This is a genomic window from Variovorax glacialis (genome assembly GCF_051216375.1).
GTDB lineage: Bacteria > Pseudomonadota > Gammaproteobacteria > Burkholderiales > Burkholderiaceae_C > Variovorax.
In genome coordinates, this window is the sequence record NZ_JBPJZT010000003.1 from 205,831 (window position 1) to 228,416 (window position 22,586).

Here is a 22,586-nt window from a genome sequence, read left to right on the forward strand (position 1 = left end):
CCGATCTTCCCCAGGCCAAATTCAACCAACCGATTTTTAAATGACCACCATCCGCGTAAAAGAAAACGAGCCGTTCGACGTCGCGCTGCGCCGCTTCAAGCGCACCATCGAAAAGCTCGGCCTGCTGACCGACCTGCGTGCCCGCGAGTTCTACGAAAAGCCGACCGCCGAGCGCAAGCGCAAGAAGGCAGCCGCCGTCAAGCGTCATTACAAGCGCGTGCGCAGCATGCAGCTCCCCAAGAAGCTGTACTAAGCACCCGCAGCGTTGGCTTCAGGCCATCGCCCGGTTCAGCCGGATCGAGCCGCGCCAGGAATGCCTGCCGCGGCTTTTGTTTTTTGACCGTCAAGGAAAACACGCCATGAGTCTCAAGGACCAGATCACCGAAGACATTAAGACCGCGATGCGCGCCAAGGACTCCGAGCGCCTGGGCACCATCCGCCTGCTGCTCGCCGCCCTCAAGCAAAAGGAAGTCGACGAGCGCATCGTCCTCGATGACGCCGCCGTGGTGGCCATCGTCGACAAGCTGGTCAAGCAGCGCAAGGACTCGGTCGCCGCGTTCACGCAGGGCGGCCGCACGGATCTGGCGGACAAGGAAGCCGCGGAGATCAAGGTGTTGGAGGCGTACCTGCCGCAGCGCATGAGCGCCGACGAGGTGGCGGTCGAAGTCAAGGCGATCGTCGCCGAACTCGGCGCCAAGGGCCCGGGCGACATGGGCAAGGTCATGGGCGTCGTCAAGACGCGTCTTGCCGGCAAGGCCGACATGGGCCAGGTCAGCGCCGCCGTCAAGGCCGCGCTCTCGGGCGCCTGAGCGTGACGGCGAGCCCGGTCCTCAAGGCCTGCGCCTGCCTGGTCGATGCCAACGGCCGCCTGCTGGTGTTCCACCACCCCGAGGACAAAGGGATGCAGCTGCCGAAGGGCACCATCGAGCACGGCGAAGCGCCCGAGGATGCGGTGCGCCGCGAGCTGCAGGAAGAGTCGGGCATCGACTTCACCGGCGCCCTGGTTCCGCTCGGCACCATCGACCGTTACTGCGAGGCGGGTGTCGAGGGCAACAAGTACCGCCATCCGCAGCTGTGGCACCTCTTCCTGATGCGCCACGAGGCGGCCTTGCCCGAGGCGTTCGACCATGTGGCCATGGGCAGTCCGGAGGAGGACGGCCTCGTCTTCAGCTTCAGCTGGCTGGCACCCGATGCCCCGCTCGACGCCTTTGCCGACCCTTATGTCCGGGCCATCGCGAAGGTCCGGGAGGCCCTCGCGAGCTGATGCCGGGTCTCTCCCCGTGGGGTACCGCTGAAACGGTTTTCGATGGTCTCGAAGGCACCTGGGACCTCGTCCGGACCATCGAAAACCAGGCCACGATGACCGGCGTCGCCGTGTTCACGCCGCAGCCCGTCGCGATGCTCAAGTACCGCGAAGAGTGCCGGGTCAGGCTGGCCGACGGCAAGGCGTTCGACGCGCATCGCGAGTACCGCTTCGAGCGCTCCGCCGACGGCTTCTCGGTCTACTTCGGGGAAGAGCCGCTGCGCCTCTTCCATCGCATCAGGATCGTGCCCGACGCAGTCGCCCTCTTCGGCTCGGCCCCCCACCTGTGCGCGCCCGACACCTACGACAGCAGCTACCGCTTCCTCGTCGACGGCACCTTCACTATCCGGCACGCGGTACGTGGCCCGCGCAAGGACTACGTTTCGGACACGGTTTTCAGCCCTCGGCGGAAGCTGTAGACCCGTCCAGCAAGTACGCCTCAGTCGCGATCCAGCCGCCAGCCGGGCATGCCCCGCATCACGGTCTGCACGACCGTTGCGCAGATGCCGCACTTGATCAGGTCGCCGGGGATGAAGATCAGCATCGCCAGCGCCGCCTGCGACAGCGACATGCTGGCAACCCACGAAAGCCCCGCGATACCAAAGCCATAGACCACGACGATCCCGCCGATGGCACAGGAGAGGAAGGCCGCCGCGAACAGGCCCGCGCCGGTCGCGCCGTCGAGGCGACGCGCCAGCATGCGCATCATCACGCCGCAGGCAAAGGCGCCGAACATCCATCCGAACAGGAAGCCGGCGGTCGGACCGACAAACACGCTCAATCCACCGCGACCGCCGGGCAGCAGGGGCAGCCCCAGCGCCACCGCGAGCAGGAACAACGCGATCGCGAGGAACCCTCGCCGCGGTCCGAGCAGGCAGCCCGCCAGCATCACCCCCAGCGACTGCAGTGTGATCGGCACGCCGAAGGGCAGGTCGATCTTCGGAATCAGACCGAACACGGCCATCAAGGCCGCGAACAGCGCAATGTAGGAAAGCGATCGGGATGCAGCAAGGGAAGGGTTCGAGGTCATCGGAATTTGATAGGACAGAGTTCAAAGGGAAGCCAGGCCGACGCCCTCATCGGCCCGATCGCGCAGTCAGCGCGTCGGCCACGCGCTCGGCCGTCTGCAAGGTACGGATGGTCAGCGGTGCCAACAGTCGCAAGCCGCCGCCGCGGCCAGTGCGGGCACGGTAGGCGTCGTCGAGCCGTCGCCATTGGGCGTAGAAATTCTCGGCGAAGCGAAGCATCAGACCCAGGCCGAGCGCGATCCGCCCGGTCGGTACGCCCAACCGCTGCAACGGATGCAGCACGGCCTCAAGCACGGCCAGCAGGTCCTCGAAGCGCGTGGTCAGCGTGAGCATCAGCGCCAGCGTCGCCGCACTGGCAAGGCGCAGGGCGCTGGCCGCGCCAAGCCATGGCGTCCCGAGGGCCCAGTGAAAGCCGACGATCAGCCCGCCGGCGATCGCCACGCCGCCCAGCATTCGCATGCGGCGCCACGCGGGCTGGCCGAGCGAAACGAAGACCAGCAACGCCGCAATACAGGCAACGGCCAGGTACGACGGTCGGTGAACGAGCACCAGGAGCGTTCCGCACACCGACAGGAGCGCGAGCTTGACCCAGGCCGGGATCGCGTGCAGCCAGGTCGCCTGCGCCGAATAAAGGCTACGCATGCCCGGCCCGTTCGTCCCGCACGCGCTGGCGCACGTGGTCGGCATAGCGCTCGCAGACTTCGCGCCCTGGCCCATCCGCCCGCACGCTGCCGCGCTCCAGCCACAGCACGCGCTCGAAACCATGGACGTGTTCGAGGAGATGGGTCGACAGGATGACCTGCTGCCGCGTCGCGTCGAGTTGCGCGGCAAGGCGTGCCTGGCTCGGCAGATCGAGGCTCGCGAAAGGCTCGTCGAGGAGCAGCGTCGCCGGCTCGCTGATCTGCAAGGCCAGCAGGCACACCTGCTGCCGCTGGCCCTGGCTCAGCTCCCCGATGGCGCGCCCGGCCCATGCGGCCAGCCCACGCTGCGCGAGAAACTCGCGCACTTGCTGCCTTGCAACATCCCGCGGACGCCCGCGAGCGGTCAGGCTGAACGCCAGTTCCTCGCCCACGGTCGGGAAGATGATCTGGTCGTCAGGGTTCTGGAACATCAGCCCTACGTGCGGCGGCTGCCCGCGCTCTCCGCCGGGCAGGACGACACGCCCCTGCAGAGGCGCGTCGAGCCCGCTGATGAGGCGGAACAGGCTGCTCTTGCCGGCCCCGTTGTCGCCGATCAGCCCGATCCGGGCCTCCCGGAGGTCCAGCGTCAGCCCTTCGAAGACGCGCTCGTTGCCGCGTACCAGCGTCACCGCCTCGATGCGAATGCCGTGCGCGACCGGCGCGGGTATCGACGACTGCCGCGCCGGGCAGCCGTCCAGTTCGACCGAACTCAACTCCCGGCGACCTTCATCCGGTTGATCAGCAGCGATCCGGTTGTCTTGGCGCCGTAGTTGTACGCGTCGGCACCGACGGCCTCGATGCCCATCAGCATGTCCTTCAGGTTGCCGGCGATGGTGATTTCCTGCACCGGGAAGGCGATTCGACCCTTCTCGACCCAGAAGCCGCTCGCGCCGCGCGAGTAGTCGCCGGTCACGTAGTTGACGCCCTGGCCCATCAGTTCGATCACCAGCAGGCCCGTGCCGAGCTTGGCGAGCATCTCGTCGAGGTCATCGCCCTTCTTCGTAAGCCGCGATGTCATCGTGAGGTTGTGCGATCCGCCGGCATTGCCGGTGGTCTTCATGCCCAGCTTGCGCGCCGAATAGGTGCTGAGGAAATAGCCCTCGAGCCGCCCGCCATCGACCACCTTCCGCTTGCGCGTAACGACACCTTCGTCGTCGAAGGGCGAACTGCCCTTGCCGCGAAGCACGTGCGGGTCTTCGAGCACGTCGATGTGCTTCGGCAGCACCGGCTTGCCCAGGGAATCCAGCAGGAAGGTGCTCTTGCGGTAGAGCGCGCCGCCGCTCGTCGCCTGCACGAGGCCCCCGAGCAATCCGGCCGCCAGTGGGGATTCGAACAGCACCGGGCACTCGGTCGTCTTGATCTTGCGCGACTTGAGCCGGCTCAGGGCGCGCTCCGCTGCATAGCGGCCGACGGCCTGCGGGCTCGCCAGCTCGTCGGCCGAACGCATGGAGCTGTACCAGGCGTCGCGCTGCATGTCGTCGCCCTTGCCCGCGATCGGCGCCACCGAGATCGAGTGCCGCGAGCTGGCATAGCCGCCGCGGAAGCCGCGCGTATGGGCGCTGAAGAAGTGGCTCTGCTGCGCCGAGACGCCTGCGCCCTCGCTGTTGGTGATGCGCTTGTCGGTCGACAACGCTGCGGCCTCGCATTCGAGCGCCAGCGTCGCGGCCTGCTCGCTGGTCACGTCCCAGGGGTGGAACAGGTCCAGATCAGGCTGCTTCTTGGCGATGTCGGCTTCGTCCGGCAGCCCGCTGACCGGGTCTTCCGCGGTGAACCGGGCGATGTCGTAGGCCGCCTGCACGGTCTGGGCGACGGCCGCCTCGGAGAAATCGGAAGTGCTGGCATTGCCCCGGCGGTGGCCGACGTAGACCGTGACGCCGAGCGACTTGTCGCGGTTGCGCTCGACGTTCTCGAGCTCGCCCTTGCGCACGGAGACGCTCAGGCCGCAGCCCTCGGACGCCTCGGCGCCGGCATCGGTCGCTCCGAGCCGCTTGGCGTGCGCCAGGGCCGAATCGACCAGGTTTTCGAAGAAGGGACGGCTGTAGGCGAAGCCGGAATCGGCGCGCGAGGATGGTGTGGTCATGTGTTGGCTATGATACTTGCGCCCCCTGTTCCCGATGGTGCGGCCAACGATTGCCTCTATGTCCCGCAAACCTAAAAAAGGCTACTTCGTCCGCGGCCAGTTCGTCGCCGAAGGCAGCGAACTCGACCTGGAGCTCAAGCGCGAGCTCAAGGGTACCGACGCGGCAAGCAAGACCGACCTCAAACGCGAGAGCGCCGAACTGCAGGCGCTCGGCGAAGCCTTGCTCACCCTGCGCGCTGGCCTCTTCGACAAGCTCGACCTCGGCGACAAGCTGAAGGACGCCATCGAAGAGGCGAAACGCATCACCAATTTCGAGGGCAAGCGTCGCCAGATGCAGTTCATCGGCAAGCTGATGCGCGGCCTCGACGAGGCCACGCTCGATGCCGTCCGCACCGCTCTGGACGAGCAGAACCGCGGCCCGGCACAGGAAACCGCCGCGCTCCACGACGCCGAGCGCTGGCGCGACCGCCTCATCGCCGACGACGACGCGCTGGGGGGCTGGATCGAAACCCACCCCGGCACTGACGCCCAACAATTGCGGGCCCTGATCCGCCAGGCGCGCAAGGACATCAAGGCCGGCCCACCCGGCGAGGCGCCGCGACAAGGCAAGGCCTACCGCGAAGTATTCCAGCTGGTTCGCGCGCAGCTCAGCGTGCACGGCAGCGACGACCACGCCGCCGAAGCAGCCGAGCAGTCCCGCGAAGAAGACGCATGAAACTCCCCCAGGCTTGCCCACTTCGTGTGGCCGCCTACCCCCTCACCGGGGGCAACACCAGCGGCCCGGCGAAGCCGGTTCCGCGGTGTTCCTGATCTGACGTTGGAGGCTTTGTGGAATCCATACGCATCGGGATCGTGTCGATCAGCGACCGCGCATCGAGCGGGGTCTACGAGGACAAGGGCCTGCCTGCCCTCGAGGAATGGCTGCAGCGCGCACTGCGCAATCCGATCACGTTCGAATCGCGCCTGATTCCGGACGATCAGGCCGGCATCAGCGCAGCGCTGATCGAACTGGTCGACGCGGGCTGTTCACTGGTGCTGACGACCGGCGGCACCGGGCCGGCGCTGCGCGACGTGACGCCCGAGGCCACGCTGGCGGTGGCACACAAGGAAATGCCGGGCTTCGGCGAGCAGATGCGGCAGATCAGCCTGCGCTTCGTACCGACGGCGATCCTGTCGCGGCAAGTCGCGGTGATCCGCGGCCAGAGCCTGATCATCAACCTGCCGGGGCAGCCCAAGTCGATCGCCGAAACGCTCGAAGGGCTGAAGAATGCGGATGGCTCCCAGGCCGTGCCGGGCATCTTTGCCGCGGTGCCTTATTGCATCGACCTGATCGGCGGGCCGTATCTGGAAACCGACGACGCAGTCTGCAAGGCGTTCCGTCCCAAGTCCGCGATCCGCACCAAGTGATTGGGTCCCCTCCCCCAGAGGGGGAGGGAGCAAGACACTCAAGCCAGCGTGTAGGCCGTCTTCACGACAGTGAAGAACTCCTGCGCATAGCGCCCCTGCTCGCGCGGACCGTAGCTCGATCCCTTCCGACCGCCGAACGGCACGTGGTAATCCACACCCGCCGTCGGCAGGTTCACCATCACCATGCCGGCCTGGCTGTGGCGCTTGAAGTGCGTCGCGTACTTCAGGCTGGTCGTGGCAATGCCCGCCGACAGGCCGAACTCCGTGTCGTTTGCCGTCGCCAGCGCCTCTTCGTAGTTCTTCACGCGAATCACGCTCGCCACCGGGCCGAAGATTTCTTCCTTGTTGATCCGCATGCTCGCGACGGACTCGCTGAACAGCGCCGGCGACATGTAGTAGCCCTCGGTGTCGAGCCGGAGCCGCTCGCCACCCGCAGCCAGCGTCGCGCCCTCACCCTGGCCGATCTCTATGTAGTTCAGGTCCTGCTGCAACTGGCTCTCGCTGGAGACCGGGCCGATGTCGGTGCCCTGCGCAAGCGCGTCCCCGACCTTGATCTTGGCCATGCGCGCCTTCATCGCCTCGATGAACTTGGGGTAGATGCCCTCGGTCACGATCAGGCGGCTCGACGCCGTGCAACGCTGTCCGGTCGAATAGAACGCGCTCTGCACGCTGAGCTCGACCGCCTGGTTCAGGTCCGCGTCGTCCAGCACGACCTGCGGGTTCTTGCCGCCCATCTCGAGCTGCACCTTCTTGTGGTTCGTGGCGCACTGCACCGCGATGTTGCGGCCCACCCCCACCGAGCCGGTGAAGCTGATGGCATGGATGCCCGGGTGATTGACCAGCGCATCGCCGATCACGCTGCCACGACCCATCACGAGGTTGAATACGCCGGCCGGGATGCCCGAGCGGCTGATGATTTCCGCCAGCGCCCAGGCGCAGCCGGGCACGAGGTCGGCCGGCTTCAGCACCACGCAGTTGCCGAAGGCCAGTGCCGGTGCAATCTTCCATGCGGGAATCGCAATCGGGAAGTTCCACGGCGTGATGAGGCCCACCACACCCACGGGCTCGCGCGTGATCTCCACGCCGATGCCGGGGCGCACCGAGGGAACCACCTCGCCCGAGAGACGCAGGCACTCGCCGGCGAAGAACTTGAAGATCTGCCCCGCGCGCGTGGCCTCGCCGATGCCTTCGGCCTTGGTCTTGCCTTCTTCGCGCGCCAGCAGCGTGCCGAGTTCTTCCTTGCGCGCGAGGATTTCATTGCCGATCTTGTCGAGCGCTTCGGAACGCGCCTGGATGCCGCCGGTGGACCAGGCGGGGAAGGCGGCAGTGGCGGCGGCAACGGCGGCATTCACCTGGTTCGCGTCGCCCTGGGCGTACTGGCCCAGCACGTCGCCCAGGTTGCTCGGGTTGGTGTTGGCGCTGTAGTTGGCACCGGCGAGCCACTCGCCATTGATGAGGTTGTCGAATTTCTGCATGGCTTGGGTCCTTGGAATCGGTCGGAAAAAGCGCCGGGCAGCATGGGCGGCCCGGCGCGCAATGGCGAGGGTAACGGTTGGCCCGGCCGGAGGGCGTCCGGCGCGAACTTGCCCCTGTTGCTCACCTCACTGCGGCGGGCGCACCGCCTGACGGGCCAACAGCCTCCAGGCGTCGCCCTGCTTCTGCCAGACGCCGAGGATCTTGATGCTGACCTTGCCGGGCTTGCCCGAGTCATTGGTGTCGGCCGTGAGCGTGTGCCGCACGACCGCCACGTTGTCGATCACCTTGATGGTCTGCTCGGTGATCGTGATGGTCACGAAGTCCGATTTGCCGTCCATCAGGTCGCTGATGAAACTCGCCTTCGTGTCGACCTTGCCGGCGGAATGGCCATAGCTCAGATCGTCGGCGACCAGGGCGTTGAGCGCCGCGGGCGTCGGGTCGATCATCGCCACGCGCAGCTTCTCGGCCGCCGTCGCCACGGCCGCCTCGGAAGACGGATCGCCAGGGCGCATGCTCGTACAGCCGGCGAAGACCACGACGGCGGCGGCGATCAGGACGAGTTTCTTCAGCATGTTTTTGTCTCCTGGTGTTGTGTCGTCGGTGGCCGTGAAACGGCGTCGACTTACTGCGGGCCGAGCTTGGCGATCAGTGCCGCAAGAGCTTCATACTCGTTCGGCTTGAGTTCGGTCAGCGGCGTACGCACCGGGCCCGCGTCATGGCCGACGATCTTGGCGCCCGCCTTTACGATGCTCACCGCGTAGCCCTGGCCCTTGTTGCGGATGTCGAGGTAGGGCATGAAGAAGTCCTTGAGCAGGCGATGCTGCGTCGCCATGTCGTCCTTCGCGACCGCGTGATAGAAATCCATCGCGGTCTTCGGGATGAAATTGAAGACGGCCGACGAATACACCGGCGTGCCCAGCGCCTTGTAGGCCGCCGCGTAGACCTCCGCCGTCGGCAGCCCGCCCAGGTAGGCAAAGCGATCGCCCATGCGCAGATGGATGGAGCTCATCAGCTCGATGTCGCCGATGCCGTCCTTGAAGCCCACGAGGTTCGGGCAGCGCTCGGCCAGCTTCTCGAGCGTGGCGGGATAGAGCTTGCTCTGGCCGCGGTTGTAGACGATGACGCCGAACTTCACGCTCTTGCAGACCGCTTCGACGTGCGCGGCGAGGCCTTCCTGGCCGGCTTCGGTGAGGTAGTGCGGCAGCAGCAGCACGCCGTGCGCGCCCGCCTTTTCGGCTTCCTGCGCGCACTGGACCGCGAAGCGCGTCGGGCCGCCCGCGCCCGCAATGATCGGCACCACGCCGCGGCAGGTGTCGACGGCGGTCTTGATGATGCCGGGGTATTCGTCGGCGGTCAGCGAGAAGAATTCACCCGTGCCGCCGGCCGCGAAGAGCGCGCTGGCACCGTAGGGCGCCAGCCATTCGAGACGCTCGACGTAGCCCTTCTTGTCGAAGGTGCCATCGGCGTCGAAGTCGGTCAGCGGAAACGACAGCAGGCCGGAGCCCATGATGGATTTGAGTTCTTGAGGAGTCATGTCAGTGTGTAGTGAGGCGAAAGTGAAAAGTCGACGCTTAGTCGAGCTTGATCTGCGCGGCAGTGACGACCTTGGCCCAGCGCGAGCGTTCCTTCTCGAAGAACTGCTCCTGCTCGGTCGGGGTCATCGTGACGACTTCGGCGCCCTGACCGGCCAGACGCGAGCGGATGTCCGCCGTGCGAATGATCGTGATCAGTTCCTTGTTGAGACGCTGGACCAGCGCATCCGGAGTGCCACGGGGAACGAGCACGCCCTGCCAGGTGCCGGACTCGAAGCCCGCCACGCCCTGCTCCGCGATGGTCGGCACGTCGCCGATCAGCGGCATGCGCGTGCCCTTGGAAACGCCGAGCACCTTGAGCTTGCCGCTCTGCACGTGCGGCAACGTCGCAAGCATGCCGTTCATCAGCACCTGCGTCTGGCCCGCGACGGTGTCCTGCACCGCCTGGACGCCGCCCTTGTAGGGCACGTATTGCCAGCGCGCGCCGCTCGCGCGTTCGAGCGCGACGCCGGCGAGGTGGGGCGCGCTGCCGGTGGCAGTCACGGCGAAGTTCAAGTCGCTCTTCTTCGAGAGCGCAACGAGTTCCTTGAGGTTGTTCGCCGGCACCGACGGATGCACGACAAGCAGGTGCGGCGAATACGCCAGCATGGTCACGCCTCGCAGATCCTTGGACGGATCGAAGGACAGCTTCGTGTAGACCGAGGGGCTGATCGCCAGGGCACCGACGTCGCACAACAGCAGCGTGTAGCCGTCGCCGGGCGCCTTCGCGACGAAATCGGCACCCAGGTTGCCGTTGGCGCCGGCCCGGTTCTCGACGATGACCGACTGTTTCAGCGCTTCCGACAGCGGCTGGCTGATGGAACGCGCAATGATGTCGGACGATCCGCCGGGCGGGTAAGGCACGACGATGCGGATGGGCTTCGACGGCCAGTTGTCGGCCGCCTGGACACCTCCGGCGGCCATCAGGCCACCGCCGAGCGCGCCGATCATGAGATCGCGTCGATTCAAGGACATGGATTTGTCTCCGGATGCGAATGGATGGGACAGAAGCCGGCGCCTTGCGCCCGCTCATTGTCAGCTCATCGGTTATCGTATAACTAGTCTGCCAGCTTGTCCAGCCTCACGGTCGTCATCTTCGTGAGACGGCACCGGCATCCCAACCGCCTGAAAGCGTGACTTACTTGGGGTTTTCCCCTGTGACACGGATGCCATCGCCCTGGGTTCGACGCGTTGACATGGTCAGCGCACGCGCCGAATAATCGCCGCTCTTGTACGACAACCGATAACTAACAACGACCGGCGCGCTGCTTTTTGGCTGCTCGACCGTCGATAGATGGAGACCCCATGAAAGAACCTCGTACACGCGGCCGACCGACCTCGACGGCCGCGCGCCCGCACGGCACGACCGTCACCCCTGCTTTCTAAAACTCGCATTCCGTCCCGCTGGCTCGCGACGGGAGGCGCTGCGTCGTTCGACGCGGCGGCTGAACGCCGCTTCAGGCCGGCTTTTCTTCAAAGGTGATTCCATGAACTTGCAGAAATCCGGATCGGCTCGTCGCAAGCCGATCGTTTCCTGGTGGCTGCCGCTGGTTGCGTCTGCCGTGCTCACGGCCTGCGGCGGCGGTGGCGGTGGCAACGCGGGCTTCCTGCCGCAGGCCGCCGGTCCGACGACCACGCCCGCGGTGTCCCAAGCCGCCAACGCGGCGCAGCCGGATGCTTCCCTGGCCAAGCCGTTCCAGGTCGGCACCACGACCTTCGATCCCGACCTGCCCGCGGAGCCCGTGCTTCCGACCGACGCCCAGGTCTGCGCCACCCTCGAGGCCGGCAACAGCCTGGTGCGCCGCCCGGATGGCGCGCTGCCGCCGGAGGCCGACCCGTCCATTCCGGGCGTCGGCGTCGCGGTCAATGTCGCGACCGCGAATCCGGACCAGGCCCGCATCCAGGCCGCCCTCGACGCATGCGGTGCCGCTGTCGATGCGGCGGTCGGTGCGGCGATCGCGTCGGTCGACGCAAGCGAAACAGCCAGCCAGAAGGCTGCCGCGCTGCCGAACATCAACATCGCCGGCGCATCCGGCGAAGAGCTCGCGAAGCCGCAATACAAGGCGCCGCAGTTCGCCGTGCGACTGGTGCCCAACCGCAGGGGCCCTGGCAACGGTTTCATCTCCGGACCGCTGACGCTGCCCTCGGGCGTGACCTTGTGGATCGACAAGGGCGCGACCCTGTACGCCACGCGCGACGTCATGGCCTACCTGCCCAAGACCACGCCCGCGAAATACTGCGCCAATACCGCCGTCAGCGCGACGCAAGCAGGCAGTTCGGGCAACTGTCTCCCGCTGATCGGGGGCGACTACACGGTCAACTCCGCCGTGGTCGGCGAAGGCAGCATCGACAGCCGTGCCTATGCGGAGATCGTCACCTCCAACGCGCTGTACCCGATCATGAAGGTGGACCTGAGCTGCTCCAACACCTACACCGCCTTCGCCACCAGCACGCAGGCGCCCGACGGCACACCGTGCGACAACGGCGGCACCCTGGTCGATTCGAAGTCCTCGGTCCGCAACATGACCTGGTGGGACCTCGCCTATCTCGGCAACATGGTGCAGAACGGCACGACCGGCTCCGGCTCGCAGTCGAATTTCCGGATGATGGTCTTCAACTACGCGAAGAACCTGACGCTGTACAAGGTCAGCCTGAACAACAGCGCCAACTTCCACGTCGTGCCCAGCGGCGTCGACGGCCTGACGATCTGGGGTGTCAAGGTGCAGACTCCATCGCTCGCCGCCTTCGCCAATCCCGCGGGCAACGGCAATCCGCTGTACACGGGCCAGACCTTCAATGCCGACAACGTCAAGAACACCGACGCCTTCGATCCAGGCTCGGCGTCCAGTGCCAAGTCGAATGCGCTGACGACGGGCAGCAAGACGACGACGGCAGGCAAGATGTCCTTCGACGGCTACCTGAAGAACTTCGTCTTCGCCTTCAACCATGTGAGCACGGGCGACGACGACATCGCGCTCAAGGGCAGCAACAACCCCAACCCGGTCGGCTTCGGCATCGACGGCAACCGCGGCAAGCGCAGCGATCGTGCCTACGGCATCGTGATCGCGCACAACCACATCTACTGGGGCCACGGCATTTCGATCGGCAGCGAGACGAACTCGGGCGTGACCAACGTGCAGGTCTACGACAACTCGTTCACCAATTCCGAAGAAGGCCTGCGCATCAAGTCCGACTACGCGCGCGGCGGCGAGGTGAGCAACATCTTCTACAAGAACATCTGCGTCCGGAATGCGCAGAACGCCCTGCTGTTCACCGCCTACTACAGCACCAAGGCGCTGCCGAGCGGCGGACCCAAGGTGCCGAACTTCCACGACATCCACCTGAGCAACGTGCGCATCATGGAGGGCGCTGCGATCAAGCTGCAGGGCTTCGCGGCCAACACCGGCGGCTACTTCACGCCGACCCCCGCTTACCCGACGGGCTATCTGCCGGCCTATCCGCTCGGCATGACGATGACCGACGTGGTTGCCGACAGCCCGGCCCTGATCTCGACGATCGCGTCGGACGCCAACCTGACGCTGGACGGCGTCAACCTGCCGATCTTCGCTTCGACCGCCAATCGCATCGTGCTCAACGGCGAGGCGACGGAGAAGGTCAAGCCGGAACGCGTGCTCGATTGCAGCCAGGCCTTCGTCGACTTCCCGGCCATTGGTGCGTCGAATCCCTTCGGCACGCACTGGGCGCCTTGAGCAGCGCGGCGTCTGTCGAAGCGACAGGCGCCGCCAAAAGATCAGAAACCGCCAGGTCGTCAGTTGTCACACAACAAGACGACCGCGCCGGCTCAGGCCGGCGCTTGCGTTTGAGCGCCTGCAGCGGCGCCCTTCGCAGCTTCCTGGGCGATGCGAAGGCGCTCGCGGCTGTTCGTGAGGTGGATGCGCATGGCCGCGCGTGCGGATTCGGGATCCTGGCGGGCAATCGCCGCATAGATCTCCTCATGTTCGCGATTCACCCGGCTCAGGTACTCGCTGCCCTTTTCCTGGTCGCGGATCGCGTTGATGCGGGTGCGCGGAATGATGGTCGTGCCCAGGTGACTCATGATGTCCGCGAAGTACGGGTTGCCCGTGGCCTGCGCGATCTCGAGGTGAAACCGGAAGTCGGCAGGCACCGTGTTGGCGGCCTGCGCCATGTTGCGTTCGAACTCGTCGAGCGCCTCCCGCATCGCCAACAATTGCGCATCGGTACGGCGCGTCGCGGCCAGCCCGGCGGATTCGGTCTCCAGGCTGATACGGAATTCGAGCACCGCCAGCACGTCCACCGAAGTGGCCACGTCGCCCGGATCGAGCCGGAAGACGCCCCCGCGCGGTTGCAGCACGAAGGTGCCGACGCCGTGGTGGGTTTCCACGAGGCCCGCCGCCTGCAACTTCGACAGCGCCTCCCGCACCACGGTGCGGCTGACGCTGAAGGCCTGCATGATCTCGGACTCGGTCGGCAGCTTGTCGCCGGGGCGCAGCGCTCCTTCGCGGATCTTCATGCCGAGATCTTCGACCAGGCCGTGCGCCAGGCCGCGGGCACGCTGGCGCGGCCGCCCCACGAAGGCGTCTCCAGGCATGGCGGGACCCGCGCTGTCGCCCGATGCGACTGGCTGCGCCTGAGCTAAGGGATTACCCGAGGTCAACGGTTGCATGCCACGATCATAATCCGAAGCCGTTGTACGACAACATATAAGTTTCACTTCGAGTCCATGATCATTGCGCAATTCGAACGCTGGCGCCATCCGAGCCAGCCTGCCTTCCGCGCGGACTCGCGATTTCAATTTCCTTCCTGATCCAGGAGACGTTTCCACCATGTCAACGACGAACCCTGACCGCAAGCTCGGTCGCCTGTTGCTGACCGGCGCTGCCGGCGGCCTGGGCAAGGTGCTCCGCGAGCGCCTGCGTCCCTATGCCGACGTGCTGCGCCTGTCCGACGTTGCCGCCCTGGGCCCTGCACAGGGCGCATTCGAGGAGACGGTGCCCTGCAACCTGGCCGACAAGGCGGCGGTCGACGCGCTCGTCGCAGGCTGCGATGCCATCGTGCATCTGGGCGGCGTCTCGGTCGAGCGTCCGTTCGAGGAAATCCTCGAAGCCAACATCAAGGGCGTGTTTCACATCTACGAAGCAGCGCGCCGGCATGGCGTCAAGCGCGTGGTCTTCGCCAGTTCCAATCACGTCATCGGCTTCTACAAGCAGAGCGAGCACCTCGACGCGCACGCGCTGCGGCGGCCCGACGGCTACTACGGCCTGTCGAAGTCATTCGGCGAAGACGTCGCGCAGTTCTACTTCGACCGCTGGGGCATCGAGACCGTCAGCATTCGCATTGGCTCGTCCTTCCCGGAGCCCGCCAACCGCCGGATGATGAGCACCTGGCTCAGCTACCGCGACCTCACCAACCTCATCGAGAAGTCGTTGTTCACGCCTGACGTGCAGCACACCATCGTCTACGGCATGTCGGCCAACCGGGACATCTGGTGGGACAACGCCGCCGCCGCGAAGCTGGGCTTCGTGCCGCAGGACAGCTCCGAGGTCTTCCGCGACAAAGTCGAGGCGCAGCCCCCGGTCGCGCCGACCGATCCGAACGCCATCTACCAAGGCGGCGCCTTCACGGCGCAGGGCCCCTTCGAGTAAGCCAGTTTCCCCAGAGTCCATCGCCGTTTCATTTCAGACCATTCATTCAAACAGAGGAAGAGACATGAAGACTTCAAACCGCAACCTGCTGAGCCTGATCGCCACAGCCGTTCTTTCGCTCGCTGCCGTGCATGCACAGGCACGCGACTTCCGTTCCGCGGAAGTGCATTCGAAGGATTTCCCGACCAACATGGCCGTCAAGTACATGAGCGACCAGTTGTCGGCCGCGACCGGCGGCAAGGACAAGATCAAGATCTTTGCCGACAGCTCGCTGGGCTCCGAGAAGGACACGGTCGAACAGGTCAAGATCGGCGCGCTCGACATGGTGCGCGTCAGCAGCGCCTCGTTCCACGGCATCGTGCCCGAGTCGGTCATCCCTTCGCTGCCCTTCCTGTTCCGCGACATCGACCATTTCCGCCAGACCATGTACGGCCCGACGGGCGACAAGATCCTGGCCGCCTTCGAGAAGGCCGGCTTCATCGGCCTCGTCATGTATGAGAGCGGCGCGCGTTCGGTGTACGCGAAGAAGCCCATCAAGAACGTGGCCGACATGAAGGGCCTGAAGATCCGCGTCCAGCCTTCCGACCTGATGGTGAGCCTGGTGAGCGCGATGGGTGCATCGCCGACGCCGATGCCGATCGCCGAGGTCTACACAGGCCTCAAGACCGGCCTGGTGGACGCCGCCGAGAACAACTACCCGTCCTACGAGGAAGCCAAGCACTACGAGGCCGCTCCGGTGTACTCGGAAACCATGCACGTGATGACGCCGGAAGTGCTGGTGTTCTCCAAGAAGATCTGGGACACCCTGCCGAAGGAAGAACAGGCCGCGATCCGCAAGGCCGCCAAGGATTCCGTCCCCTACTACGTGAAGCTCTGGGAACAGCGCGAGAAGGACGCCAAGGCCGCTGTCATCAAGGGCGGCGCCAAGATCGTTCCCGCGGCCGAGATCGACCGCAAGGCTTTCGTCGAGACCGAGAAGCCCGTGTGGGACAAGTTCGCCGCCACGCCCGAACTGAAGGCGCTGGTGCAGGAAATCACCGGCTCCAAGTAATGGTCCCGCGATGACCTTGCTGACCCAACTGAACGCGAGGCTGTCGCGCTGGACGATGTACCTCGCGTGCATCTGCCTCGCGGGGCTGCTGAGCGTGGTCGTCTACGGCGTGGTGCTTCGCTACGTCTTCAACGATGCCCCGCCCTATGTCGAGCAGGTGGCGCTGCTCCTGGTGATCTCGGTCGCCATGTTCGGCGCCTCCGCCGGTGTGCGGGACGCCGGCCACATCGGCCTGGATTCGCTGGTGAAGGCCTTGCCCGAGAGAGCGCAGTTCTGGTGCAAGGTCGTCGTCTACGTCCTGACCATCGCCTTCGCGGCCGCCCTGTTCCTGGGCGGCCTGGAGATGGCGGTGTCGACGCGCGACGCCACCATCCCCACGCTCGGAATCTCCGAGGCGGTGCGCTACGTGCCGATCCTCATCGCCGGCATTCTCATCACGCTGTTCTCCATCGAGCACCTGATCTCCAAATTCTCCGGCCACGAGGTCGTTCCATCATGGCATTGACACTGCTGTCCATCAGCTTCCTGGTGTTCCTGGTGCTCGGGATGCCGGTCGCTTTCGCGATCGGCCTGAGTTGCCTGCTGACCTTCGCCTACGAAGGCCTGCCCTTCGAGACCGCCATCCAGATGATGGTGTCGGGCATGAACGTCTTCTCGTTCCTCGCCATCCCGTTCTTCATCTTTTCGGGCGAGTTGATGTTGCACGGCGGCATCGCGGACAAGATCGTCGCCTTCGCGCGCAGCCTCGTGGGCCACTGGAAGGGCGGCCTCGGGCTGGCCAACGTGGTCGCGTCGACGCTGTTCGGCGGCGTGTCCGGCTCGCCGGTGGCCGACACCTCGGCCATGGGCGGCGTGCTGATCCCGGTGATGAAGCGCGAGGGCTACAGCGCGGCCTATGCGGTCAACGTCACGACGCACGCCTCGCTCTCGGGCGCGCTCATGCCGACCTCGCACAACATGATCATCTATGCCTTCGCAGCGCAAGCCGCCGTGGGCGAGATCGCGGGGCACGTGATCAAGGGTGTGTCGATCGGCGACCTGATGTTCGCCGGCCTGATCCCCGTGTTCTGGATCATGGTCTGCATGCTGGTCGCAGCCTATTGGCAGGCCGCGAAGTACGGCTACCCGAAGCGCGCGGACGGCACGACCGCGGTCGAGCGCTTTCCCGGCTGGGGCACGGTGCTGCGCACCTTCATCGCGGCCATCCCGGGCCTGCTGGTGATCGTCATCATCCTGTTCTGCGTGATGGAGGGCATCGCCACGGCCACGGAGGCGGCGGCCATCGCGGTGACGTATTCGCTGCTGCTGACGGTCGTCGTCTACCGCACGATGACGAAGCAGAACCTGCTCCGCTCGCTCGCCAAGGCGTCGAAGACCACGGGCGTGATCCTGCTGCTGATCGGCGTGTCGAACATGCTGCGCTACCAGATGGCGTACCTCGAGATCCCCGACACGATCGAGGCGGCGCTGCTGGCGGCAACCACGACGCCCTGGCTGATGCTGCTGTACATCAACATCATCCAGATCTTCCTGGGCGTGTTCCTCGACATGGCCGCGCACATCCTGATCACCACGCCGCTGTTCCTGCCGCTGGCCATCCAGATGGGCGTCGGTCCGGTGCAGTTCGGGATGATGCTGCTGCTCAACTGCGCGCTGGGCCTGGTGCACCCGCCGGTCGGCACGGTGCAGTTCATCGGCTGCGCCATCGGGAAGATCTCCATCGGCGAGGCTACGAAGACAGCCTGGCCCTATTACCTCGCGATCTTCGTCGCCATCACGCTGGTCACCTACGTGCCGTGGTTCTCGACCTGGCTTCCGTCGATCATCAACGGCCATCCGGTGTTCTGACGATGTTCTGCGTCTACGTCTCCAACGCCGAGAGCGGCGACATCAGCGTCCTGCACCTCGACCCGGCGGCACGCACGCTGGTGCCAGTGCAGAACGTGTCGGTCGGCGGAGAGGTGATGCCGCTTGCCTTGAGCCCCGATCGCCGGCGCCTCTACGCCGCCCGGCGCTCGGAGCCGCGCGAGGCGCTGAGCTTCTCGATCGATCCGAAGACAGGCCAGCTCACCGCCATCGGTGCCGCGGCCCTTCCGCACAGCATGGCGTACATCGCGGCTGACCGCAGTGGCCGCTATCTGCTGAGTGCTTCTTATGGCGGCAATCAGATCGCCGTCAACGCCATCGACGCCGACGGCGTCGTGCAGGCCACGCAGCAGGTCGTGCAGACCGGCCCCAACGCGCACGCGATCCAGGCCGATCCGTCGAACCGCTTCGTCTTCGCGAGCACGCTGGGCGCCGGCGTCGTGGTGCAGCTTCGCTTCGACGCAGCCACAGGGCAGCTGACGCCCAACACGCCGCCGACGCTGCAACCGCACGCATCGGCGAGCCCCCGCCACTTCGTGTTCAGCCCTGATGCACGCTTCGTCTACCTGCTCAACGAACTGGACGCCGCCATCGACGTGCTCGCCTTCGATTCGGCGACCGGCACGCTGAGCACGCTGCAGACGGTCGACTCGCTCCCGCCGGCCTTCAGCGGCGCCCCCTGGGCCTCCGACCTGCACCTGACGCCCGACGGGCGCTTTCTCTACAGCAGCGAACGCCGGTCCAACACCATCGCGGCCTTCCGGGTCGATGCCACGACCGGCTCGCTCACCCTCGTCGGCCACGTGCCGACCGAGACGCAGCCACGAGGCTTCAACATCACGCCCGATGGTCGCTTCCTGATCGCGGCCGGGCAGCTTTCGCATCGACTGCGCCTGTACGAGATCGATGCACAGTCCGGTTCGCTTCAAGCGATCGGCGAATGTCCCGTCGGCCGCGGACCCAACTGGATCGAGAGCATCATGCTCGACAGTTGATCGAGGACCCCATGACTTCTGCTGCTTCGGAGCGCCCGCCGCTCTACATCACCATGCACGAGCGCGACAACGTCGCGATCGTGGCCAATGACGGCGGCCTGCCTGGCGGCACCGCCTTCCCCTCGGGCCTCACGCTGCGCGAAAAGGTGCCGCAGGCGCACAAGGTGGCGCTGGTCGATATTCCGGAAGGCGGCGAAGTGCGGCGCTACGACGTCGTGATCGGCTATGCCCTGAAGGACATCGCCGCCGGCAGTTGGGTGCACGAGCGCCTGCTGAAGATGCCCGCCGCGCGCGAACTCGAAGGGCTGCCGATCGCAACGGTCAAGCCCCCGGCCCTGCCGCCGCTGGAGGGCTACACCTTCGAGGGCTACCGCAATCCGGACGGCTCGGTCGGCTCGCGCAACATCCTGGCCATCACGCAGACGGTGCAATGCGTGGCCGGAGTGACGGAGTTCGCCGTCAAGCGCATCAAGGACGAGTTGTTGCCGAAGTTTCCCAACGTCGATGACGTCGTGGCCCTGGAGCACACCTACGGCTGCGGCGTGGCCATCGACGCGCCGGACGCGATCATCCCGATCCGCACGCTGCGCAACATCAGCCTCAACCCCAACTTCGGCGGCGAGGTCATGGTGGTCAGCCTGGGCTGCGAAAAGCTCCAGCCCGAGCGGCTGATGCCGCCCGGCACCATCCCGCTGATCGACGAACGCAACGTGGCCGACGTCGGCGACAGCGCGGAGAGCAAGCTCGACGTCGTGTGCCTGCAGGACGACGCCCATGTCGGCTTCATGTCGATGGTCGATTCGATCATGCGCCAGGCGGAGGAGCATCTCGAACGCCTCAACGCCCGCCGTCGCGAAACGGTGTCCGCCAGCGAACTGGTGGTCGGTGTGCAGTGCGGCGGCAGCGATGCCTTCTCCGGCGTGACCGCCAATCCGGCCGTCGGCTTCTGCACCGACCTGCTGGTGCGTGCGGGCGCCACCGTGATGTTCTCGGAAGTGACCGAAGTGCGCGACGGCATCGACCAACTCACCTCGCGGGCCACCACGCCCGAGGTGGCCGACGCGATGATCCGCGAGATGGCCTGGTACGACGCCTACCTTGACAAGGGGCGGGTCGACCGCAGTGCCAATACCACGCCCGGCAACAAGAAGGGTGGCCTGTCGAACATCGTCGAGAAGGCGATGGGTTCCATCGTCAAGAGCGGCAGCAGTGCCATCTCCGGCGTCATCTCGCCGGGCGAGAAGGTCAGGCAGAAGGGCCTGATCTACGCCGCCACACCGGCCAGCGATTTCATCTGCGGCACCCTCCAACTCGCCGCGGGCATCAACCTGCACGTCTTCACCACCGGCCGCGGCACGCCGTACGGCCTGGCCGAGGTTCCGGTGATCAAGGTTGCGACGCGCAGCGACCTGGCCCGCCGCTGGCACGATCTGATGGACGTCAACGCCGGTCGCATCGCCGATGGCGACGCCACGATCGAGGACGTGGGCTGGGAGCTGTTCCGCCTCATGCTCGACGTGGCGAGCGGCAGAAAGAAGACGTGGGCCGAGCAGTGGAAACTGCACAACGCGCTGGTGCTGTTCAATCCGGCACCGGTCACCTGAAGGATCACGACATGGAAGACCTCCAAGGACGCAGCGCCCTCGTCACGGGCGCGAGCACCGGCATCGGCGCCGCGGTGGCGATCGCCTACGCCGCGCGCGGCATGCGCGTGGCCGTGCACTACAACAGCTCCGCCGACGCCGCCGCGAAGGTGGTCTCGACGATCCAGGCAGCAGGCGGCGAAGCCTTCGCGTTGCAGGCGGACGTGCGCGACAGTGCGGCGATCCGGCGCGTCGTGGCCGAAACCAACGAGCGCCTGGGCGGCATCGACGTGCTGGTCAACAACGCCGGCAGCCTCGTCAAGCGGGTGCCGATCGCCGAATTCGACGATGCGCTGTTCGACGAAGTGCTGCACATCAATGCGCGCTCGGTGCTGTCCTTCTGCCGCGAAGTCGTGCCGCTGATGCGGGCACAGGGACGCGGCGGCAGCATCATCAACGTGTCGTCGATCGCCGCGCGCAACGGCGGCGGCCCCGGCGCGTACTTGTACGCAGGCGCAAAGGGCTTCGTGAGCACGGCGACGCGCGGTCTCGCGAAGGAACTGGCGCCCGACAACATCCGCGTCAACGCGGTGGCGCCCGGCGTGATCCAGACGCCCTTTCACGATCGCTTTTCCACGCCGCAGATGCTCGAAAGCTTCAAGGCCACGATTCCGCTGGCGCGCATCGGCGAGCCGGACGACTGCGTCGGCGCCTTCCTGTACCTGGCCTCGCCGCAGCTCTCGAGCTACGTGACGGGCCAGATTCTCGAAGTGAACGGCGGGCAGTACATGCCCTGAGCGCCGCCGACGGAAATCTCCCTACATTCATCGCCAGGCCGACATTCGAAGCCTGGATTCAGACGCGCCGCGACACCAACCACAAGAAGCGCGGCACCCACCTCGCAACGGAGACAACGCATGCAACGCCGCACCCTCATCCACACCGCACTCGCCTCGCTCGCGGGTGGCCTTCCAGCCCTGCCGGCATTCGCGCAGGGTCAATGGCCGACGGGCAAGACCATCACCTATCTGGTTCCGTTCCCCGCTGGCGGCACGACCGACGTGCTCGCCCGCTTGATCGGCCAGAAGCTGGGGCCGGTGCTGGGCACGACCGTCGTCGTCGACAACAAGGGCGGTGCCGGCGGCAGCGTCGGCTCCGAGATCGCATCGCGCGCCGCGCCCGACGGCTACATGATGCTGGGCGGCACGATCAGCTCGCACGCGATCAACGTGAGCCTCTATCCCAAGATCGGCTACGACCCGCAGAAGTCCTTCGCCCCGGTCACGCTGATCGGCACCAATCCGGTGGTGCTGGTAGTCAACCAGGCGAGCCCTTACAAGACACTGAAGGACGTTCTCGAGGCCAGCAAGGCCAAGGCGGGCGGTCTCTCGTCGGCATCCGCCGGCACCGGCACCTCACAGCACCTGGCGCTGGAACTGCTCGCCTACAAGTCCGGCGTCAAGTTCACGCACATCCCCTACAAGGGCAGCGGCCCGGCGATCCAGGACGTGATCGGCGGCCAGGTCGACATGATGTTCGACACCACGGTGGTGGCCGGCCCGCACATCCAGAGCGGCAAGCTGCGCGCGATCGCGGTGACCTCCGGCAAGCGGCTGGCATCGATGCCCGACGTGCCGACGGTCGCGGAATCCGGCGTGCCGGGGCTCAAGGACTTCGAGGTGGTGTCGTGGCAGGCGATCTTCGTGCCGACCGGGACGCCCGCGCCGATCGTCGACCGGATGCACAAAGAGATCCGCACGATCCTGGCCCAGCCCGACATGCAGGAAAAGCTCAAGGGTTTCGGCATGGAGCCGGCCGACATGACGACGGCACAGATCGCCGCCTTCCAGAAGGCCGAAGTCGAGAAGTGGGCCCAGGTCATCAAGGCGGCCAACATCAAGGCGGAATAGGCCTCGTCCTGC

24 protein-coding genes are annotated in these 22,586 nt (G+C 66.1%); 15 read left to right on the forward strand and 9 right to left on the reverse strand.

Features of this window, described 5'->3' with window-relative positions; all coding sequences use genetic code 11:
* The first annotated feature begins 40 nt into the window (after window positions 1-40).
* From rpsU to ACSFBL_RS09580, 4 genes are all read left to right on the forward strand, one after another.
* Window positions 41-253 (forward strand): 30S ribosomal protein S21, encoded by a 213-nt coding sequence (gene rpsU, locus ACSFBL_RS09565; protein ID WP_007833691.1) that lies wholly within the window; start codon window positions 41-43, stop codon window positions 251-253.
* A gap of 106 nt (window positions 254-359) precedes the next feature.
* Complete coding sequence (locus ACSFBL_RS09570; protein WP_435515536.1) at window positions 360-809, forward strand: GatB/YqeY domain-containing protein; 450 nt, start codon at window positions 360-362, stop codon at window positions 807-809.
* Window positions 810-811: 2 nt separating this feature from the next.
* Complete coding sequence (locus ACSFBL_RS09575) at window positions 812-1,264, forward strand: NUDIX domain-containing protein (RefSeq protein WP_435515537.1); 453 nt, start codon at window positions 812-814, stop codon at window positions 1,262-1,264.
* Entirely contained in the window at window positions 1,264-1,722 is a 459-nt protein-coding gene (locus tag ACSFBL_RS09580) for a DUF6314 family protein (RefSeq protein WP_435515538.1), read from the forward strand. The genes ACSFBL_RS09575 and ACSFBL_RS09580 overlap by 1 nt, the downstream gene beginning before the upstream one ends.
* A 20-nt stretch (window positions 1,723-1,742) precedes the next feature.
* Here ACSFBL_RS09580 and ACSFBL_RS09585 read toward each other — a convergent pair whose 3' ends face one another.
* The 4 genes from ACSFBL_RS09585 to pmbA are packed head-to-tail and all read right to left on the reverse strand — an operon-like array spanning window position 1,743 to window position 5,091.
* Window positions 1,743-2,333: a biotin transporter BioY gene (locus ACSFBL_RS09585; protein WP_435515539.1), complete on the reverse strand. Its 591-nt coding sequence runs from the start codon at window positions 2,331-2,333 to the stop codon at window positions 1,743-1,745.
* A 46-nt stretch (window positions 2,334-2,379) separates the two neighbouring features.
* Entirely contained in the window at window positions 2,380-2,973 is a 594-nt protein-coding gene (locus ACSFBL_RS09590) for an energy-coupling factor transporter transmembrane component T family protein (RefSeq protein ID WP_435515540.1), read from the reverse strand.
* The gene (locus tag ACSFBL_RS09595; RefSeq protein ID WP_435515541.1) at window positions 2,966-3,724 is read right to left on the reverse strand and encodes an energy-coupling factor ABC transporter ATP-binding protein; all 759 of its coding nucleotides are present in this window, start codon (window positions 3,722-3,724) and stop codon (window positions 2,966-2,968) included. Before ACSFBL_RS09595 ends, ACSFBL_RS09590 begins: the two co-directional genes overlap by 8 nt.
* Window positions 3,721-5,091 (reverse strand): metalloprotease PmbA, encoded by a 1,371-nt coding sequence (gene pmbA, locus ACSFBL_RS09600; protein WP_435515542.1) that lies wholly within the window; start codon window positions 5,089-5,091, stop codon window positions 3,721-3,723. The genes ACSFBL_RS09595 and pmbA overlap by 4 nt, the downstream gene beginning before the upstream one ends.
* A 58-nt stretch (window positions 5,092-5,149) precedes the next feature.
* Here pmbA and yjgA point away from each other — a divergent pair, with 58 nt between their 5' ends.
* Window positions 5,150-5,806: a ribosome biogenesis factor YjgA gene (gene yjgA / locus ACSFBL_RS09605; RefSeq protein ID WP_435515543.1), complete on the forward strand. Its 657-nt coding sequence runs from the start codon at window positions 5,150-5,152 to the stop codon at window positions 5,804-5,806.
* Between the two features lie 113 nt (window positions 5,807-5,919).
* Complete coding sequence (gene mog, locus ACSFBL_RS09610) at window positions 5,920-6,498, forward strand: molybdopterin adenylyltransferase (protein ID WP_435515544.1); 579 nt, start codon at window positions 5,920-5,922, stop codon at window positions 6,496-6,498.
* Window positions 6,499-6,536: 38 nt separating this feature from the next.
* Here the strand turns inward: mog and ACSFBL_RS09615 are convergent, their stop codons facing one another.
* From ACSFBL_RS09615 to ACSFBL_RS09630, 4 genes are all read right to left on the reverse strand, one after another.
* Window positions 6,537-7,973: an aldehyde dehydrogenase family protein gene (locus ACSFBL_RS09615; RefSeq protein ID WP_435515545.1), complete on the reverse strand. Its 1,437-nt coding sequence runs from the start codon at window positions 7,971-7,973 to the stop codon at window positions 6,537-6,539.
* 126 nt (window positions 7,974-8,099) lie between these two features.
* Window positions 8,100-8,546 carry a nuclear transport factor 2 family protein gene (locus tag ACSFBL_RS09620; RefSeq protein WP_435515546.1) on the reverse strand — a complete coding sequence of 149 codons (447 nt, stop codon included), beginning with the start codon at window positions 8,544-8,546 and terminating at the stop codon, window positions 8,100-8,102.
* A gap of 50 nt (window positions 8,547-8,596) precedes the next feature.
* The gene (gene kdgD / locus ACSFBL_RS09625; protein ID WP_435515547.1) at window positions 8,597-9,508 is read right to left on the reverse strand and encodes a 5-dehydro-4-deoxyglucarate dehydratase; all 912 of its coding nucleotides are present in this window, start codon (window positions 9,506-9,508) and stop codon (window positions 8,597-8,599) included.
* Between the two features lie 37 nt (window positions 9,509-9,545).
* The gene (locus tag ACSFBL_RS09630) at window positions 9,546-10,520 is read right to left on the reverse strand and encodes a Bug family tripartite tricarboxylate transporter substrate binding protein (RefSeq protein ID WP_435515548.1); all 975 of its coding nucleotides are present in this window, start codon (window positions 10,518-10,520) and stop codon (window positions 9,546-9,548) included.
* A 512-nt stretch (window positions 10,521-11,032) separates the two neighbouring features.
* Here ACSFBL_RS09630 and ACSFBL_RS09635 point away from each other — a divergent pair.
* Window positions 11,033-13,255: a glycoside hydrolase family 28 protein gene (locus ACSFBL_RS09635; protein WP_435515549.1), complete on the forward strand. Its 2,223-nt coding sequence runs from the start codon at window positions 11,033-11,035 to the stop codon at window positions 13,253-13,255.
* A gap of 92 nt (window positions 13,256-13,347) precedes the next feature.
* Here ACSFBL_RS09635 and ACSFBL_RS09640 read toward each other — a convergent pair whose 3' ends face one another.
* Complete coding sequence (locus ACSFBL_RS09640) at window positions 13,348-14,190, reverse strand: FadR/GntR family transcriptional regulator (protein ID WP_435515917.1); 843 nt, start codon at window positions 14,188-14,190, stop codon at window positions 13,348-13,350.
* 160 nt (window positions 14,191-14,350) lie between these two features.
* On the opposite strand from ACSFBL_RS09640, the gene ACSFBL_RS09645 reads away from it, so the two are divergent.
* From ACSFBL_RS09645 to ACSFBL_RS09680, 8 genes are all read left to right on the forward strand, one after another.
* Window positions 14,351-15,169 carry an NAD-dependent epimerase/dehydratase family protein gene (locus tag ACSFBL_RS09645; protein WP_435515550.1) on the forward strand — a complete coding sequence of 273 codons (819 nt, stop codon included), beginning with the start codon at window positions 14,351-14,353 and terminating at the stop codon, window positions 15,167-15,169.
* Between the two features lie 64 nt (window positions 15,170-15,233).
* Window positions 15,234-16,220, forward strand: a complete 987-nt coding sequence (locus ACSFBL_RS09650; protein WP_435515551.1) for a TRAP transporter substrate-binding protein — start codon at window positions 15,234-15,236, stop codon at window positions 16,218-16,220.
* A 10-nt stretch (window positions 16,221-16,230) separates the two neighbouring features.
* On the forward strand, window positions 16,231-16,725 hold the full coding sequence (locus ACSFBL_RS09655) for a TRAP transporter small permease (protein ID WP_435515552.1): 495 nt from the start codon (window positions 16,231-16,233) through the stop codon (window positions 16,723-16,725).
* Entirely contained in the window at window positions 16,716-18,068 is a 1,353-nt protein-coding gene (locus ACSFBL_RS09660) for a TRAP transporter large permease (RefSeq protein WP_435515553.1), read from the forward strand. Before ACSFBL_RS09655 ends, ACSFBL_RS09660 begins: the two co-directional genes overlap by 10 nt.
* Before the next feature lie 2 nt (window positions 18,069-18,070).
* A complete protein-coding gene (locus ACSFBL_RS09665; RefSeq protein ID WP_435515554.1) occupies window positions 18,071-19,081 on the forward strand; it encodes a lactonase family protein in 1,011 nt (336 codons plus the stop codon).
* Between the two features lie 11 nt (window positions 19,082-19,092).
* Entirely contained in the window at window positions 19,093-20,685 is a 1,593-nt protein-coding gene (gene garD / locus ACSFBL_RS09670) for a galactarate dehydratase (RefSeq protein WP_435515555.1), read from the forward strand.
* A gap of 11 nt (window positions 20,686-20,696) precedes the next feature.
* A complete protein-coding gene (locus ACSFBL_RS09675) occupies window positions 20,697-21,461 on the forward strand; it encodes an SDR family NAD(P)-dependent oxidoreductase (RefSeq protein WP_435515556.1) in 765 nt (254 codons plus the stop codon).
* Window positions 21,462-21,581: 120 nt separating this feature from the next.
* A complete protein-coding gene (locus ACSFBL_RS09680; RefSeq protein WP_435515557.1) occupies window positions 21,582-22,574 on the forward strand; it encodes a Bug family tripartite tricarboxylate transporter substrate binding protein in 993 nt (330 codons plus the stop codon).
* The last annotated feature ends 12 nt before the right edge of the window (window positions 22,575-22,586 follow it).